The 16,671-nt window shown below is 63.7% G+C and carries 19 protein-coding genes, 1 pseudogene and 1 riboswitch; of the genes and pseudogenes, 13 read left to right on the forward strand and 7 right to left on the reverse strand.

From position 1 onward, the window contains the following. Window positions 1-106: 106 nt before the first annotated feature. The 4 genes from ACYG97_RS03685 (at window position 107) to ACYG97_RS03700 (ending at window position 1,727) form a co-directional block, all read left to right on the forward strand. The gene (locus ACYG97_RS03685; RefSeq protein WP_023689013.1) at window positions 107-409 is read left to right on the forward strand and encodes a hypothetical protein; all 303 of its coding nucleotides are present in this window, start codon (window positions 107-109) and stop codon (window positions 407-409) included. Between the two features lie 342 nt (window positions 410-751). Continuing rightward, complete coding sequence (locus tag ACYG97_RS03690; RefSeq protein WP_023670359.1) at window positions 752-1,081, forward strand: DUF1236 domain-containing protein; 330 nt, start codon at window positions 752-754, stop codon at window positions 1,079-1,081. A gap of 98 nt (window positions 1,082-1,179) precedes the next feature. After that, window positions 1,180-1,395: a hypothetical protein gene (locus ACYG97_RS03695; RefSeq protein ID WP_023670360.1), complete on the forward strand. Its 216-nt coding sequence runs from the start codon at window positions 1,180-1,182 to the stop codon at window positions 1,393-1,395. Window positions 1,396-1,487: 92 nt separating this feature from the next. Next, a complete protein-coding gene (locus tag ACYG97_RS03700) occupies window positions 1,488-1,727 on the forward strand; it encodes a DUF2934 domain-containing protein (protein ID WP_023684825.1) in 240 nt (79 codons plus the stop codon). Between the two features lie 156 nt (window positions 1,728-1,883). Here ACYG97_RS03700 and ACYG97_RS03705 read toward each other — a convergent pair whose 3' ends face one another. Further along, entirely contained in the window at window positions 1,884-2,135 is a 252-nt protein-coding gene (locus ACYG97_RS03705; RefSeq protein WP_023733948.1) for a hypothetical protein, read from the reverse strand. 265 nt (window positions 2,136-2,400) lie between these two features. Next, window positions 2,401-2,790, reverse strand: a pseudogene (locus ACYG97_RS03710) (GSU2403 family nucleotidyltransferase fold protein); the annotation flags it as partial. A gap of 210 nt (window positions 2,791-3,000) precedes the next feature. After that, window positions 3,001-3,113: riboswitch (TPP riboswitch) on the forward strand. Between ACYG97_RS03710 and ACYG97_RS03715 the strand changes: the two are divergent. From ACYG97_RS03715 to ACYG97_RS03730, 4 genes are all read left to right on the forward strand, one after another. After that, on the forward strand, window positions 3,104-3,712 hold the full coding sequence (locus tag ACYG97_RS03715) for a YkoF family thiamine/hydroxymethylpyrimidine-binding protein (RefSeq protein ID WP_023733949.1): 609 nt from the start codon (window positions 3,104-3,106) through the stop codon (window positions 3,710-3,712). Its footprint overlaps the riboswitch before it by 10 nt. 255 nt (window positions 3,713-3,967) lie before the next feature. After that, entirely contained in the window at window positions 3,968-4,810 is an 843-nt protein-coding gene (locus tag ACYG97_RS03720) for an ABC transporter permease (protein WP_023689011.1), read from the forward strand. Continuing rightward, on the forward strand, window positions 4,807-5,589 hold the full coding sequence (locus tag ACYG97_RS03725) for an ABC transporter ATP-binding protein (RefSeq protein ID WP_023733950.1): 783 nt from the start codon (window positions 4,807-4,809) through the stop codon (window positions 5,587-5,589). Before ACYG97_RS03720 ends, ACYG97_RS03725 begins: the two co-directional genes overlap by 4 nt. Beyond that, window positions 5,586-6,593, forward strand: a complete 1,008-nt coding sequence (locus ACYG97_RS03730) for an ABC transporter substrate-binding protein (protein WP_023733951.1) — start codon at window positions 5,586-5,588, stop codon at window positions 6,591-6,593. Before ACYG97_RS03725 ends, ACYG97_RS03730 begins: the two co-directional genes overlap by 4 nt. A gap of 172 nt (window positions 6,594-6,765) precedes the next feature. Here ACYG97_RS03730 and ACYG97_RS03735 read toward each other — a convergent pair whose 3' ends face one another. Further along, on the reverse strand, window positions 6,766-7,428 hold the full coding sequence (locus ACYG97_RS03735; RefSeq protein WP_023672482.1) for a LexA family transcriptional regulator: 663 nt from the start codon (window positions 7,426-7,428) through the stop codon (window positions 6,766-6,768). An 80-nt stretch (window positions 7,429-7,508) separates the two neighbouring features. Here ACYG97_RS03735 and ACYG97_RS03740 point away from each other — a divergent pair, with 80 nt between their 5' ends. The 3 genes from ACYG97_RS03740 (at window position 7,509) to ACYG97_RS03750 (ending at window position 9,589) form a co-directional block, all read left to right on the forward strand. After that, window positions 7,509-7,883, forward strand: coding sequence for a hypothetical protein (locus tag ACYG97_RS03740; RefSeq protein ID WP_023693857.1), 375 nt, complete (start codon window positions 7,509-7,511; stop codon window positions 7,881-7,883). Window positions 7,884-7,969: 86 nt separating this feature from the next. Then, window positions 7,970-8,662 (forward strand): GcrA cell cycle regulator, encoded by a 693-nt coding sequence (locus tag ACYG97_RS03745; protein WP_023733952.1) that lies wholly within the window; start codon window positions 7,970-7,972, stop codon window positions 8,660-8,662. Window positions 8,663-8,989: 327 nt separating this feature from the next. Continuing rightward, window positions 8,990-9,589, forward strand: a complete 600-nt coding sequence (locus ACYG97_RS03750) for a DUF6456 domain-containing protein (RefSeq protein WP_023730349.1) — start codon at window positions 8,990-8,992, stop codon at window positions 9,587-9,589. Window positions 9,590-9,655: 66 nt separating this feature from the next. Here ACYG97_RS03750 and ACYG97_RS03755 read toward each other — a convergent pair whose 3' ends face one another. Further along, a complete protein-coding gene (locus tag ACYG97_RS03755; protein ID WP_023693854.1) occupies window positions 9,656-9,964 on the reverse strand; it encodes a hypothetical protein in 309 nt (102 codons plus the stop codon). A gap of 203 nt (window positions 9,965-10,167) precedes the next feature. Between ACYG97_RS03755 and ACYG97_RS03760 the strand changes: the two genes are divergently transcribed. Continuing rightward, a complete protein-coding gene (locus ACYG97_RS03760; RefSeq protein ID WP_023733953.1) occupies window positions 10,168-11,052 on the forward strand; it encodes an NmrA family NAD(P)-binding protein in 885 nt (294 codons plus the stop codon). A gap of 57 nt (window positions 11,053-11,109) precedes the next feature. Here ACYG97_RS03760 and ACYG97_RS03765 read toward each other — a convergent pair whose 3' ends face one another. Further along, entirely contained in the window at window positions 11,110-11,955 is an 846-nt protein-coding gene (locus tag ACYG97_RS03765; protein ID WP_156929840.1) for a COG3904 family protein, read from the reverse strand. Window positions 11,956-12,024: 69 nt separating this feature from the next. Then, on the reverse strand, window positions 12,025-13,299 hold the full coding sequence (locus ACYG97_RS03770) for a DUF763 domain-containing protein (RefSeq protein WP_023689001.1): 1,275 nt from the start codon (window positions 13,297-13,299) through the stop codon (window positions 12,025-12,027). Window positions 13,300-13,543: 244 nt separating this feature from the next. Here ACYG97_RS03770 and ACYG97_RS03775 point away from each other — a divergent pair, with 244 nt between their 5' ends. Next, entirely contained in the window at window positions 13,544-14,536 is a 993-nt protein-coding gene (locus ACYG97_RS03775) for an HNH endonuclease (protein ID WP_023702917.1), read from the forward strand. A gap of 50 nt (window positions 14,537-14,586) precedes the next feature. Here ACYG97_RS03775 and ACYG97_RS03780 read toward each other — a convergent pair whose 3' ends face one another. Beyond that, a complete protein-coding gene (locus ACYG97_RS03780) occupies window positions 14,587-16,542 on the reverse strand; it encodes an acyltransferase family protein (RefSeq protein WP_023712494.1) in 1,956 nt (651 codons plus the stop codon). Between the last annotated feature and the right edge of the window lie 129 nt (window positions 16,543-16,671).

Raw genomic sequence — 16,671 nt, forward strand, 5'->3', positions numbered from 1 at the left:
CAGGTTCCAGCAACCACTCCAGCTTCAGTGGAACCAATTGCAGCCAGTCTGCTTTGCCAAGGACTAGTCTGCTTTGCCAAGGTGATGAATCCAGAGGAGCTGGACCATGAAGACTTTCCCCCTCATCCCATGCGTGCTGCTCTTGGCGCTGGTCGACCCGGCGGCCGCGCAGGACAATAGCGACCAGCACGGCCCTGCCGCGCCTTGCCAGGCGCAGCCTCAGGACGATGGTCAGAAGCCGCCGGCCGCCAATGGCGGTGGCGAATCGTCCAGCACGCTCGGTCCCTGCGGCGGCGTGCTGCAGCCGCCGCCCAGTGGTGACCAGGGTATGACGCAGCCGCCGCCGGATCAGGGCAAGACGCCGGTGATCAAGCCTGGCGAGGTGCCTGCGCAGCCGCCGAAGCAATGACCTTTGCTTGAAACTTCACGGCGTGGCACGAAGGCGGTCGGTTCCGGTCTTGGCCGGGCACGACGCGGTCACCGGATCAATGCCGGCGCCGGCCGCGATCGCCACCGGAATTGGAGCCGTGCATCGTCCATGTCGAAGGTCTCCTGAGGGATTGTGCTTCAATGCGAATCTTGCGGGTGCGGGTTCTGCTGGCATGACCGGAAGCCGATCAATTTAGTCTCCGCTTGCGGAACAAGACCGTACCGGCTGCGTTTGCCTCCAGGAGCCCGCCACCTCGATCTGCGCTGTTTTCGCCTCATGCGGGAACACGGCGGAGCTCGCCAACAACGACAGGAGACGAAGATGAAAACCATCCTTATTCCCGCCGTCGCCGGGCTCGCCATGATCGCTGGTATCGGCATTGCCGCCGCCGACGAGGTCATCGTCACGCAGCCGGCACAGCAGCAGGTGATCATCACCCCGGAACAGCGCACGGTCGTGCACCAATACGTAAAGAAACATCCGCTTGCCTCGGTCAATCTGCTCGGCGTCGAATTGAATGTCGGCACTGCCTTGCCTGACACTGTCGAGCTGCAGGAGGTTCCCGACGTTCAGTACAGATACGCCGTCGTCGACAACCATACCGTGTTGGTCGACCCCAGCACGCGCAGGATTGTCGAGGTGGTCGAGTAACGCTCGACAACCTAACCATTCATCGGTGATACGGCCCTGTCGTTCTTCCCAAAAGGGCGGCAGGGCCGAATGACGAACATGATGAAAGGAGAATTGCCATGTTGCCGCATGTCGAGACCCCGAACTCCGCCAATGTTGCGGCGTGTTGCGACAAGTTGCTGGCCGAGCGCAACACGGCGCTGTTATCGATGAAGGAAGCGATCGCGCTCCTGCGGGAGCGCACCGGCACCGATCGTTCGGATGCCGACCTCGCCGGGCTGATCGTCAAGAAAGCGGCGCTGCTCGGCGTTGCGGTGATTTCCGACCCGCGCTGAGATGTCTCGTCACTCAAGACGCCGGTCGAATTTTCGGCTAATGTTTTCGTGGAATCTGGACCAACCGACCGGACCCAACCACGGAGGCTTAAGTGACGGACGACAAACAGGACCGCATTCGCCAGCGCGCGCACGAGATCTGGGAAAAGGCCGGCCGGCCTGAAGGCGCGCATCAGGAACACTGGGAGCAGGCCACGGCTGAAGTCGATGGCGCGGTCGCCAAGCCCAAAAAGGCGGCGAAGAAAGCTGACGCCAAGCCCGCCAAGGCAGCCGCCAAGCCAAAGGCGGCGAAGCCTGCCGCTGCAAAGTCCGGCAAAGCCAAATCGAAATAAGGCCAGAAATAAGGCCAGTCGAAATAAAGCAAGGCCGGAATTCGCTGGCCGGGGCCATCCTTGGCGCCCGCCGTTCAGGCGCGCCCGAGCCTCTCAACCTGACGAATTGCGCCTGCGACGGGCAGCGCAATTCCTTGTGTTTGGCGACAGGCGCCCTCATGCCTCCCAGGCATAACTCGACAGCGCAAAGCGAATGCCGGCAGCTGTCATGGCCAGTTCGCATTCGGTGATCTGGCGCAGGTGGCGCAGATAGCGCGTTACAGTCTGTGGCAGCCAGCCGGCGCAGGCCTCGACATAGGCGCGGCTGTGAACAAGGGTGCCGGTCGACAGCCTCTCGTCCTTCTCGGCAACGACTTTCAGATATTGGCGGACGAAGCGGATGTCGTCGGCGATGTCTTGGCTGGCCATTCGCCAAGCCCCGGCGAGGCGTTCGCACTGATCGAATGACAAGGGCAACAAAGGGGGCGGCAATAAAGGCGGCGGCAACAAAGGCGGCGGCAACGACGGGGGTGACAGCAAAGGCCGAGAGAGATCGGCGAAGGCAACATGGTTCGCTGTGCTCAAGGACATTCCTCTCTGCGAAAAGAGATATCGTACTTTATGTACGAATAAGCGTCAAGCCAATTTCGTACGGTTGGGACGATGGAAATGAATATAGCAGCGGTCGCTTCAGCTAATCCCGCATCGTGAATCCTTCAGGAGTCGCACCAATTTCGCGGAGGGATTTCCCCAGGATGGTGTGACTGTTTTCCCTCGTGGCGGCGTCGAACAGGTTCAAGCCGCCCCGGATCGTCTCGCGCCAGTTTTCGCCCTTGTCCCACGCTTCCATGAAGGCGAAGGCAAGGTCGTCCTGGCGACGCGTGGCTTCGAGCGCTTGGGTCAGCAGGCGCGCTTGATGGAGATCCTTCTCCCGCTTGGCGCCAGCGCTCGGCCCGCGTCGCGAGGCGACGATCAGCTTGTGGATGGCGTAGCGCTGGGGCGAGGGGACCAGCACAGGCAAGCCCGAGCGATGCAGGAGCACAGTCCGGATGGGGTCGCGGATAAGGAAATCCAGAAACCGTAAGGGCTGCGCGGAGTCTCTGCCGTTTTCTTATAATTACGTTTATCAACTTGAATTTCAACGCAGTTATAAGAAGTTCGTGGAAACGTTATAACGCAACGAACTGACGAGTCGTCTGTTAACGCCCGGGCGCCCGGCACGTCTGGCCCAAAACACTTTCCCGCAGTGCCTCAACAAACGGCTTCCCCAATGCCGCGAACGGTGCTTTAACCCGCCCATCCACAGGGGTGCTCCGTATCGTCGGGGCTGAGATGAGGGCGGCAAGCCTTCGGACCCTAAAGCTGATCTGGATAATACCAGCGGAGCGAGGCGGGCGATGTTTTCAGGCGCACAGATTTCCCTTTATCCCATGACCGACGATTTCGTCGGCGTCATCCTCGGCGCGTTCGGCGCGCTCGATCCCTGGCGCGACCGGCTGCGGATCGAAACCGATGACATCTCGAGCCTTATGGTCGGGCCGCCCGAGGTGCTGTTTCCCGCCATGCGCGACCTGTTCGTCGCGGCGGCCAAAAGCGGCAAGCACTGCGTGCTTTCGGCGGCGGTCTCGCGCGGCTGTCCGGGCGAGCCCGACGATCCGATCTGCCGCTCCGACGAGACCGGCGGCCCCGCCATTCCGCTGGACGAGCGCAAGATCGCCGCGATCCGCGCTGTCCAGGCCACGCCGTCGACCGGCCAGCCGGTGGCGGCGCAGTTCTCGCTCTACGTTATGGGCACGGGCGACCATATGGACGAGATCTACGGCTGCATCGATTTCCTGAAACAGTCCGGCGTCTTTGAGCGCTCAAAGAACTTCTGCACCAAATTGCGTGGCGATGCCGGTGCGGTGTTTGCCACGCTCAACGAGGCCTTCTGCCGCTTCGGCCCCGGCGCCGGCCACGTCACCCTCGACATCACGATCTCGGCGAACAGCCCGAGCGCCGTCTGAGCCGCGGCTCAAGCGTCGTTCCTTGAGGATATTGCCGTGGCTGGTTTATCTGACCCATTGCGTGGAGGAGATGCCTCTGACCCCTCAGCACAGAGAGGAGGGGAGCCATTGGCGATTGGCGAAGACCGCGATGCCCACGAATCTCCCCCCTCGAGCAGGAGATGGCCGGCAGGCCAGAGGGGGTCCCAGCGCGTGGAGCGCCGACGTCCTTTTCGCATCGGCAAGGCGTGGGCGCTCTATGCGAGACGACCCCCTCTGTCGCCTTCGGCGACATCTCCCCCTCGAGGGGGGAGATTAGCCGCAGCCATCGCCAAGACCATCCCCGCCGCCTGCGCCTCCGCCCTGCTCCTCGCGGCGTGGGAGCTCTACGCCCGCTATGGTGGCGCTGCGCCCACCATGCTGCCGGCGCCGTCGCGCGTGCTGCAGCAGGCCTGGGAGCATCGCGCTGCCCTTGCCGACAACACGCTGCCCACCATCCGCGCCACATCAGCCGGCTTCGCCTGCTCGTTGGTCGCTGCCTTCGTGCTTTCGGCGCTGGTCGATTTCTTGGCCCCGCTGCGCCGCGCGCTGTTTCCGCTGCTGATTGTCAGCCAGACCTTGCCGCTGGTCGCGATTGCGCCGCTCATCGTACTGTGGTTCGGCTTCGGGCTGATGCCAAAAATCTTGCTTGTGGCGCTCGTTACCTTCTTCCCGATGATGGTGGCGCTGGTCGAGGGTTTTGCCGCGACCAGCAAGGCGATTTCGCAGATGCTCGCCACCATGGGGGCAGGGCGCTGGCGCATCTTCTGGCTGGCGCGCCTGCCTTCGGCGCTGCCCTATTTCTTCGCCGGGCTGCGCATCTCCATCACCTACGCCGTCGTCGGCGCGATCTTCGCCGAATATGCGGGGGCGGCGAAGGGGCTGGGCATCTACATGCTCAATGCCAAGAACAACTTTCGGCCCGATCTGGTGCTCGCCGCGGTCGCCGTCAGCGCCGCGCTCACGCTTGTCTTGTTCGCCATTGCGGTGCTCGTCCAGCGCTTCGCCATGCCTTGGGAGAATGCAGGGAGCGAAAGCCGCGACGGCAAGGTTGAAGCTGCAGAAGAGAACCGTCAATGACGCGGCTCGAACTCCGGGACATCAGGAAGAACTTCGGCGCGCTTGAGGTGCTCGCCGGCATTTCGCTTCATGTCGCGGCCGGCGAGTTCGTCTCCATCCTCGGCCCTTCCGGCGCCGGCAAGTCGACGCTGTTCCAGTTGCTGACCGGCGCGCTGAAAGGCGAGGGCGACATGCGCTTCGACGGCGCGCCATTGCAGGGCAGCCCCTTCGCCTTCATGCCGCAGCGCGACGCGCTGATGCCGTGGCGGCGCGTCATCGACAATGTGACGCTGGGGCTGGAAGTGCAGGGTCTTGGCCGCAAGGCGGCGCGCGAACGCGTCGCGCCGTTGTTCGCTGAGTTCGGCCTTGCCGGTTTCGAGCGCGCCTGGCCGGCCGAGCTTTCCGGCGGCATGCGCCAGCGCGCCGCCCTTTTGCGCACCGTGGTGCAGCAGCGCGACATGCTGCTGCTCGACGAGCCCTTTGGCGCGCTGGATGCACTGACCCGCGCGGGTATGCAGCGCTGGCTGGAAGGCATGTGGCAGCGCCAACGCTGGACGGCGCTGCTGATCACCCATGACGTGCGCGAAGCCGTCTACCTCTCCGATCGAATCTATCTGAGGTCGGCGCGGCCGGCCCGCATCATCGGCGAGATTGCCGTGCCGCTGCCGCGCCCGCGCACCACCGGCAGCGATGCCGCGCGCCATGCCGCCGCGCTCGAAGCCGACATCCTCGACACGCTGCTCAATCCCGGGACTGACCGGGGCTTGTTTCCGCAGACCGCTCAAAGGAGTTTTTCATGACCGAATTCACACGCCGGCAGGCTTTGCTGCTGACGCTGGCTGCCGGACTGCCGCTTGCCTCTCGCGCTCATGCGGCTGCGCAAAAAATCACCGTCGCGCTCGACTGGACGGTCAACACCAACCATGTCGGCCTGTTCGTTGCCCGCGACAAAGGATTCTACAACGAGGCCGGGCTCGATGTTGAGATCCTGCCCTATGGCGATACTGGCGCCGGCACGCTGGTCGCCAACCGCATCGCCGATTTCGGCATTGCCGGCGTCGGCCTGTTTACCCAGCGGGCTGCCGGCGCCGATCTTAAGGCGGTCTACGCCGTGGTCCAGCAGGAGACCGGCCGGTTGGTCTTCAACGCGGATCGCGGCGAGATCAAGAGTCCCAGGAATCTCGACGGTCTGACCTATGGCGGCTTCGGCAGCGCCTGGGAAAACACGCTGATCTCGACCATCATCCGCCACGATGGCGGCAAGGGCGTTTTCGAGACGGTGACATTAGGCACCTCGGCCTATGAGGCGCTGGCCAACGGCTCGGTCGACTTCACGCTGGAGGTCTCGACCTGGGAAGGCGTCGATGCGGAGCTGAAAGGCGTCAGGCAGCGCGGCTTCCGCTACGCCGACTACGGCGTGCCCGACGAGCACACCACCTTGATCGCCTCCAGCAATGCATATCTCCAGGCAAACCCGAAGGCCGCATCGGCCTTCGTCGAGGCAACGCGGCGCGGCTACCAATTTGCCTGCGATCACCCGCAGGAAGCCGGCGATCTGCTGATCGCTTCCAACAGGGATGCGCTGACCGACCCGGCGCTGATCCACGCTTCGCTGAAAATGATGGTCGACGGACACTTCTTGCGCAGCCAGGACGGCGTCATCGGCACCATCGCCAGGGCCAAGATCGAGGCGATCGGAACCTACCTCTTCAGGGCCGGCATATTGCTCGATGGCGATGGCAAGGTTCTGAAGGAGAAGCCGGATTTCGGGGGGTATTTTACGAACGAGTTTTTGGGCGCGTAATCTCCCCCCTCGAGGGGGAGATGTCGCCGAAGGCGACAGAGGGGGTCGGTACGTCCTGACGCGACTTCCTATCGCGGACAGAGGACGTCAGCGCCTTACGCGCGGCGACCCCCTCTGGCCTGCCGGCCATCTCCCCTTCGAGGGGGGAGATTGCGCCTCACCGCCTTCTCCCTCACATATCGATCATCGAGCGCTTCACCCGGCCGATGATGGTGATGGCGCCTTCCAGCGCCGGCGGCGGGATGTCCATGTAGGAGGCCGGCTGGAAGGGCGGGTTCTCGTTGGGGCGGTAACGCTTGTAGGTGGCCTGGCCGGATTCGTCCGAAATGACGTAGCAGCCATTGGTCACCAGCCGCTTGTCCCTGAGGTTGACGAAGATGATCGAATCCGGTGGCGAGATCTTGTTCATCGACGGGCCGTCGACGCGCAGAGCAATCCATTGGCCCTGCTCCAGATCGGTGGTGGGGATGGTCGGATAGTCGCTGAGATTGACCACCATGTCCTGGCTGCCGAGTTCGCCGGCGCTGATCCATGAGACGATGGGCACATCGACGGTGGCCAGCGACGGCATCGGGATCTGCCGGCCCGACTCGTCAAAGCCGAAATGGCCCCCCGCAAGGCTGCCGCCGTCACCGTTGAACAAGAGCCAGCCGGGATCGACGCCGAACAGGCGGCCGTATTTCTCCGCCGCCTTGCGCGACAGCGGCCGGTTACCATTCTCGTGACTGATCAGCGTGTTCTTGTTGATGTCGCGCAATGCCCGCGCCGCGTCGCTCGGCGAGGCATAACCCGCCTCCGCCCGCGCCTGCTGCAATCTGTGCCTCGGTTCCTGCATCGTACAAATTGCCTGAAATTTATCGTCCAATACGTACGATTTCGCTTGCGTACGTTTCGTACATATCGTACGCTTAGCGCATGATCGAACAAACCGCAAGCGTTTCCGCAGACATCGTCAGCTTTCTCCCATCGTCCGGGCTGTCCTCCTCCCCGGTCCGGACGCAAACCGGGGCTCTTGCCCCGGATCCGGTCGAACCGTCGTCCCCCCGATCGACCGGAACGGCCGGAGCCGCTCCTCTCCCGGCTCCGGCCACCTCTTCAGCCCATGGCGCCGCCGGTGCGCCAAGGGCTGTCTCCGGCGGGCAGGGTATTTCCTGCATCCGCACGGAAGATGGCACCGTCATCCTGTTCGACCGGCTGACGGGCAGGGCGGTTTCCGCCCTCACCAAAGCGGCCGCCGAAGCCGCCTTGCGGCATCTCGCCGGCTCGCTGCCGGCCGCCAGTATCGGCTGACCGCACCGACCATCCGCTCTGATTTTTTCCCGTGGGCCCTCGGGGCCGGCGCTCGGCCTTTGCGCGCGCAATCAATGGATACCGACATGACTGCCTATACCGACACCGAATTGCAGGAGATCGCCGTCTGGCTGAGGGATGGCCTGTCGGCCACAGGGATCGCCGTCCGCTTCACGGCGCTGCGCGGCAGTCCGGTCTCGCGCAATGCCATCATCGGCATCGTCCACCGCAACAGCGCGTTGAAGATCATCGGCTTCGCCAACCCCAGAGGCGGCAGGTCCGGCGGCCGACCGAGGAAGAATGCGACGGGGAAGACTGCGGCAAACGAGAATACCGCCAAGAGGAATCCGCCGGCGCAGCCAAGCAAGCTCGTAAGGGAAGTAGGAGTTTCGAAGCAGGCCGCGCCGGTCAAACCGGCCGCCAAACCGAGCCGTCAGCCATCGGCCAGGCCTCTGTTGCCAGCCCGTCCGGCGCCCTCGATCCCGGGCGAAGGACGGCTGGTGGTGGACGGCGAAATCTACCGCTTCAATGTGCCGGCGCCGCGCCCTGCCTCGCTCGGGCGTCAGCCGCATGTCGCCGCCATGCGCTTCATCGACTGCCTGTTCGACCGCTGCCGCGCGCCGCTCGACCTGACGCTGGAGGAAGACCCCGACAACGATGCTCCCGGCAGTCGGCCGGGGCTCGAGATGCTGTGCTGCGGCCTGCGCACAAGGGCGCTGAAAAGCTACTGCGAATATCATCAGACGCGTTTCCACCGACCTGTGGCGGAGGTGGTGTGAGCGGCTGGGCTCCGTTCCTCGCCTCCGGACGACCCCACCAATGATCGAAAGCCGGCGGGACAGCGCCCCCCTCTGTCCTGGCGGACGTTCGTCGCTCGGAAAGCCAAGCAATTGGCTTTCCGTCCGCTTCGCGGACCACTCCTCAACCCCCACGAGGGGGGAGATTGGCAGCTCGCCCGCACTGCCTTCCAACGGCGGTGGTGATTGGCGAAAGCCGACGCGACATCCGATCTCCCCCCAAGTGGGGGAGATGCCCGGCAGGGCAGAGGGGGCGCGAAGGAACGCCAACCTTCCGGCTCAACAACCCAATCCCACAAGGATCCCCCGATGAGCAAAAAAACCGCGCAGAAAGCCAAACCGCCGAAATTGCCTGCGGGCGAAGCCGAGCAGGTGCGCATCCGCCGCGAGATCGGCCATGATTTCGCGCTGAAGGACGATCGCTTCGGCCGCAAGCGGTTGAGCGTCGGCACCGAAGAGGCGCGGCGCGTCTACGAGGTCTCCAATGACGGCTACACCGCGACCGGCGGCATCGTGCGGGTGCGCAATGTCGATCCGCTGGTCGGCATCACCTCACTGACGCGCCAGCAACGCGAGGCCGGCCAACGGTTTCGCGACGATTTTGAGCGCGCCTCGCGTGACGGGCTGCGGCCGATGCCGTGGGAAGAGCGCATTGACGGCGGCCGCATCAATGGCGGCATCCCCGACCGCGTGCTCAACGCCGGCCGCGCCCACACCCATGCCATCGCCGCCATGGCCCACTGGGAAGTGGCGGAGGTGGTTCGCAAAATCTGCCTCGAAGGCCAGTCGGTGAAGGCGCTCGCCGAACGCACCGGCGAGGGACGAGATGTGGTGGTGAAGCTGTTGAAGGTCGGGCTCGACCTTTTGGCCGTTGGTTACGGGATGATGCTGATGCGGAAGCCGCGATAAGGCCGGCAGCCGCGCAGGAAGCGGCCGGCCGGCAGATGCCGGCCGAACCGGTTTCACCCTATCGGATCACCGTTCGCAAACGCGAATTTCCTCGACGATCCTGTGATGATGGCGCCAATGCTTGACCAACTCTATACGGCAATGCCGATGGTGCCTGTGATACCTGTGGTACCTGAAGCCGTTGTCGTAGGCATCATACTGGTAGTAGGGGCGAGGAGCGTAGCGATCGTAATAGTCGCCATAGCTGTCATTGTAGTCATCGTCATAGTAGCCGTTGCCGATGCCGATCACGACGCGCCCGCCGGCATTCGCCGGGGCGATCATCGCCGCCGCCGCAGTGATAGCGATAGCCGAAGCAAGCAGGAGCTTTCTCATAGCTGCCTCCTATTCAAGGTTGCGCTAATATAACTCGCTGGGCACGACCTCGTTCCATAATTTTGCAAGATGCGAACGACCCCTGCGCCGTGCATTGCGAGGAAAGCCGGCGTCACCTCCTGTCAGCATCGTCCCCCGATTTTTGAACCCTTCGCCGCCCCAGCCATTAATCCGGCATGAATCAGCAAGGGAAGGACGAGACCATGCATGTCATTCTTAGAGGTACCGGCCATGTCGGCTCGGCGGCGGCAATGGCGCTGTTGCGGCAGGGCGAGGATGTCACGGTGGTGACGCGCGACGAGTCGAAGGCCGCATGGTTGGTTGAACAGGGAGCGGAGGCCGCGGTTGCCGATGTGCTCGATGTCGAGGCGCTGCGTGAAGTCTTGCGGCGCGGCAAGCGGGCGTTTCTGCTCAACCCGCCGGCCGATCCATCGACCGACACCGACGCCGAGGAGCGCAAGACGGTTGGCGCCATTGCGGCGGCGCTGGAGGGCTCCGGCCTCGAAAAGCTGGTGGCGGAATCGACCTACGGCGCGCAGGCCGGCGAGGGTGTCGGCGATCTCACCGTCCTTTACGGCCTCGAGCAGAAGCTGAAGGCCCAGACCATTCCGGCAAGCATCAACCGCGCCGCCTATTACATGAGCAACTGGGATCAGGCCCTGGAGACGGCGCGGCGCGACGGCGTCATCACCTCCTTCTTCCCGGCGGATTTCGAGCTGCCGATGGTGGCGCCGCAGGATCTCGGCGAGGCTGCGGCGAGGCGTCTTCTGGAACCGGCGGACAAGACCGGCACGCACTATATCGAGGGTCCTCGGCGCTACTCCGCCGCCGATGTCGCCGCAGCCTTCAGTGCGGCGTTGCGCAAAAACGTGCGCGTGGTCACGGTGCCGCGCGAGCGCTGGACAGAAACCTACGAAAAACTAGGCTTCTCCAAAGCGGCGGCCGAGTCCTATGCCCGCATGACCGGGGCCACGCTGGACAAGCCGATGCAGCCGGAAAACCCGGAGCGCGGCACGACCAGCCTGGAAAGCTATATTGCTGCGCTCGTCGAGGGCCGGCCGGAAGACCTGTTGAAGGGCGCAGCGTAAAGTGAAGGGTTGCTGTTGAGAAACAGGCGCTTCGACGACCTACGTGGCCCGCTATTCCTATTGCCTGACCGTTCGGCAGTTGCCCGCCGGCGGCGTGGTCTTGCAGATATCGATGGAGGTGCGCGTGTCGCCGTGACCGGTTTCGGTTATCAGATTCAGGTCCAAAAGTTCGTATGTCACGAGGTATCGTATGCTGTCGTCGGGTATTTTTTGCATGGCCGATACGATCCACGAACCTGCTTTCATCTCGGTGAAATAGCTGTCGACCTTGCGTTCATACCATTTGGGTATCGGAACGAGGACGATGGTCTTCTTGCCGTGGATTTTCTTGGCGGCCGGCAGCATGATCCGGTGAATGCCGACAAAGGCGCGGCTGTCTGCCAGGCGCCGTACGCCGCCCGCAAGAACCATCGTACAAGCTGACGAACAGACTGCGCCGACGGGGTTGGCGACGCCGAAGCGGAGGTCGCCCGGCCCGCAGGCTTTTGTGTCTGGCGCGCATTCGGAGAACTCCGTCTTGCCAACCATCGTGTCGAGCCCGCTGGCGCGGATCATATGGCCAAGCGCCATCGCCGCATCGGTCTCGCCGCCCGGGGAATTCAACGCCAAAGGCAATTTGCGGGGGCCGAGTTTTTTCAGCAAAGCCTTCAGCAAAGCTGGCGTGCCGGCCACGATGTGACCTTCCGCCGAAATCCATTCCGGGCATGTCGGCTCGCATCCTGGCGTGCTGTTGCGTACAACGACGAAGTGCATCGGCGGTGTATATGCCAGTATGGCAGGCTCAGGCGTCGTTTGGGCGATCGCGCCGCCAATCGCCAGCAGCACGAAAACCAACGTCCATGCGAATGTCTTCATGCCGAGCCTCGCCTGGCAGAGCATCACTTGAGAAATGGGTCTTTGCAAGCATTATCAAAACAAGCCGAGCACGTGTTTCTATGGGCCGCGCACTATCTCTGCATGATGGACAGGCAGCTACTGGCGGCCCCTGTCTGAACCGTCGTCGCTTTCCGCCGCCCCCTCCCACCCGAACACACTGCGCCCTCCAAGCAGATGCGACTGGTCGAACTCGCCGGCGACGATCTCCTTAAGGCTTGGCCCGGTGACGTAGCGCTCCAGCCGCCGCGCTTCGCCATCCAGCCGCTGCAGCGCGCCGAGCTCTTCCTCGCGGCCGAGCTTGGCCTTGCCGACGGCCGATTTCAGCACCGCGATCGTCTCGTCATAGACTTTCAGCGGCACCGGGAAGGGGTGGCGGTCCTTGCCGCCATGGGCGAGCGAGAAGCGCGCCGGATCGGAGAAGCGGCAGGGCGCGCCATGCACCACTTCCGCCACCATGGCCAGCGCCCGCACCGTGCGCGCGCCGACGCCGGGCACCAGCAGCAGCTCGGGAAAGTCGGCCGGCCCGCTTTCGATGGCGGCGGAAATGTTGCCGTGCAGCCGGTGCATGACGATGTCGCTCTCGCGCACGTCGTGATGCGCCGGCATCACCAGATTGGGCAGCATCGGCTGCGCCGCCGGTTTCGCAGGCGCTGCTTTCGGCGGCGGCTCCAGCACGGCAAGCTCGTCGAGGATCCGTTCCGGGCTCATGGTCTTCAACAGGTCGATCTGGCCGCTACGTGACGGCGCGGCGCGATGGTCGGTCAGGTTGACGATCTCGCCCTGCCGCTCGCCCTCGATCGCCGCATGCGGCTGGTCGACGAAGCTTGTCAGCCCTTCCGACAGCCAGTGATAGCGCCGCGCCTGGCGGCTGTCGCCGTTCATGCCTTGCTGCACCACCACCCAGCGGCTGTCGTCGGTGACGATGAAGCCGTGCAGATAGAGGTCGAAGCCGTCCTGCACGGCCGCACTGTCCACTTTGGCGACCAGGCGGCTGGCGGTGGCGAGTGCCGCGCCATCGATGCCGACGCGTTCGCCGATCGCGGTCAGCTCCTGCGGCGTCTTGCGCGAATGCGCGCCGCGCCCGCCGCAGACATGGATGCCGAGCTCGCGCGACATCGGGTTCAGCCCGCGCTTCAGCGCGCCGACGACCGAGGTGGTGATGCCCGAGGAGTGCCAGTCCATGCCCATGACGGCGCCGAAAGACTGGAACCAGAACGGATGCGCCAGCCGCCGCAACAGCTCGTCGCGGCCATAGTGATGGATGATCGCCTCGCACAGCACAGCGCCCAGCCGCGTCATGCGATCGCCCAGCCATTTCGGAACCCGCCCGCCATGCAGCGGCAAATCCGCACTGCCGCTTCGCTGCGTCAAGTGAAAGCTCCGTGGCTAAGGCGCACCGGCGGTGCGCCTGTGATCTAGATGGCATTTGGGGGGCGATTTGCAAGTGGGGTGGGGGCGGCGACTATCGTCGCCCTACGCTCTTCTTGGCGTCTCGCCGAAAGATGCAGTTACGCCGCCTGTCGCACCTGGCAATAAGGTCGGCTCCATGCTTGTAGGCGAGACAGGTCTCGAATAGAGCTTACCCAGCCGACGGCAACTATTAAAATCAAAAACGATGTCGCAATTCTGGTGGGTAAATCACAGTCAGACCGCCTGCCAAGAGATCGACGGGCAATATCTCTGGTCGCCCAAAACTCAGAAGAATGGGGCACGCAGCGAGTTCTACAAAAATATGCGTCGGGCGACACCTGGTGACCTCGTGTTGTCTTTTTTCGGTCAAGCCGTGCGCTATATTGGTCGGGTAGCGGAGTTTGCATTCACAGCACCGAAACCACCGGAGTTCAAGAACACTGGAGCCAATTGGAACGAGGAAGGTTGGCTTCTCCCGGTGTATTGGGCGCCGCTCCTGCCGACGGTGCGCCCGTCGGACATAATTGGCGAATTGGGTCCGCTTCTGCCTCCCCGATACTCGCCCATCGACCCAAACTCCGGATCAGGCCGTCAAAACGCCTATCTCGCGAGCGTATCGCAAGAGGTGTTTCACACCATTGTCGCGGGTACAGCTTTCGACCGCGAAGCTCTGAGGCGTGGTGGCGCAAACAGTCTCACTTTCGAAGTCGTCAATGAAATTTTAGAGGACGTCGTTGAGCGCCGTATCCGAGACGACCTCCAACTCGAGGACACTGTAAAGACGAGCGTCATTCAAGCTCGTCGCGGCCAAGGTAAATTTCGTTCCAATGTCGAAGCCATGGAGCGCTCGTGCCGACTCACAGGGGTCACCAATCCCTCGTTGCTGATTGCAAGCCACATCAAGCCTTGGCGCCTATGCGCTTCCGCGCAGGAGCGCTTGGACGGCATGAACGGGCTGCTCCTCACGCCTGATGCCGACCACCTCTTTGACCGTGGCTTCATCAGTTTTGAAGATAGCGGGCAGGTCCTCATATCCCAGCGCGTCGACAAGACTGATTTGCGGCGGCTCGGTTTCGAGCAATTGGTGATGCAGAGTTTCGGCTTTGCCGAAGCCCCCGCCGTCTGGCGCACTAGCACCTTCACCCCGCCGCAGCAGGCTTACCTCGCTCACCATCGAGAGGATGTGTTTGTGGCATAGCTCGCATCAACTGAGCGGTCAGCCGTCAGGTCCCCCTACCTCGCCGCCCCCTAAAACACCGCCTTCTCCAAGACCGGCTCCAGTGATTCAGCAAATGGCGTCGCCAGGTGGTGTCGGTCGCGGAAGGCGAGTTGGCCGTTGATGAACACGTGGCAGGTTTGGGCGTCGCAGAACTGGCTGGTCAGGTCGACATAGGTGGCGCCGGGCACGCTGCGCACGACGTCGCGCTCGGCCGCGGCGATGTCGTCGTTCGCCGCCGCGTCCCTCGGCGTGTCGCAGACTTCAGGCACCTGCCCGCGCCACAGCGCCCGCGCCACGCATTTGTCGGCATAGCTTCCATTGTAGGGAACGTCCCGGATTACCGCGACCTTGATCCCGGCCCGGCTGAATGCCGCCAGCGTCCAGCGCAGGCCGGCCTTCCACTCCTCGTTCCAATCGGCGTGCTTCAGTTCCTCGGGCGATTCCTTCATCACATTGCCGATCGAGAATTCCGAGATCACCACCATGTGCGGGTGCAACGCGATAATGTCCTTGACCGATTGCTCCCGCCACTGGTCGCATTCGGTGTAGTCGCGCTTCAGCCGCCAGTTCCAGGTCGTCACCCGCGAGGCACGGCAGGACGATTTGAGATAGGTGACGAGGCGATAATTGTTCTTGGCCGCCGCGTCGATCAGCGGCGTCGACCAGTGGTCGGCATGCGAATCGCCGAACAGCGCAATCGAGCGCCCGGCGTCCTTGTTGCCGAACACGCAGGCCTTCGGCGTCACCGTCTCAAAGGAGAGAATACAGCCGGCCGCGCGCGCCGTGGACGGCTGCGCGGCGCTGGCGGCAATGCTGCGCTGCTCAGGGTCCAGATCGTGGACGGCAAGCCTGGCATTGGCGTAGGCGGCTGCGACGCCGGTGCCGGTCAGGAGGACGGCCGGCACCAGCGCCCGCGCCGCACTGGCCATCAGCCAGCCATTGCGGCGGATCGGGTTTTCGATGACATGATAGGTGAACCCCGACAGCGCCAGCGTCAGCGCCAAGCAGCCGAGCCGCTGCAGCGGCGAAAGTTCCGGCGTCAGCATCGTGGCATACACGATCACCGGCCAGTGCCAGAGATAGAGCGAGTAGGAGAGTTTGCCGACCCATTGCAGCGGCGCCAGCGCCAGTGCCTCGATCGGGCTTTTCTTAGCGCTCTCCTGCTGCGCGTGCGCCGCTCCTGCCAGCAGCAACAGCACGGTGCCGGCCACCGGCACCAGGGCGAGGAAACCCGGGAAGGGCGTTTCGTCGCTGAAGGAAAGATAGGCGCCGGCAATCAGCGCTAGGCCGAGCCACGCCAGCGGCGTGGCGAGCCGCGGGCGGTTTTGCCAGACTTGCTGCGGCACCATGCTGGCCAGCCCGCCGGCGGCGAACTCCCAGGCGCGTAGCGGCGAGAAATAGAAGGCCCAGGGCTGCGAGACCGTGGTGAGCCACGCGCAGACGGCGAACGAGACGAGGCCGGCAATGCCGATCACCAGGATCGCGCCGCGCTTGCCGGGGCGCAGCCATGCCGCCAGCACAAGCAGCGCCGGCCAGGCGACATAGAACTGCTCCTCCACCGACAGCGACCAGAAATGGACAAACGGGTTGCTGGCCGCATCGGCGGCGAAATAATCAAACGACCAGCGGATCAGCCACAGATTGATCATGTAGGCCGAGGCGAACATGGCGCCTTTGGAATAGAGCGATTGTTCCTCCGGCGACAGGATGAAGGCGCCGGCCACCAGTGTGGCGAGGATGACGAACAGCGACGCCGGCAACAGCCGCCGAGCGCGCCTGGCATAGAAGCGCCACAGGTTGAGCCGCCCGGTCTCGGTGATTTCGGCAAGCAGGTGTTTTGTGATCAGATAGCCCGAGATGACGAAGAAGATGTCGACGCCGGTGAAGCCGCCGGGCAGGCCGGTGAAGCCGAAATGAAAGGCGATCACGCCTGCCACCGCCAAGGCACGCAGTCCTTCGATATCGGGCCGGAACGATGCTGACACGATTTGCCACCTCGTGCTGGTGCATGATCCCGCCTCGGCGAGTAACGATCGCGCCGGGATCATACGTGCGGCAGCTTTGCGCGCCCAACGGGACACGGGCGCTGCAGCCGTTGACAGTCCGCCCGACCC

This window comes from Mesorhizobium sp. W067 (genome assembly GCF_054719525.1).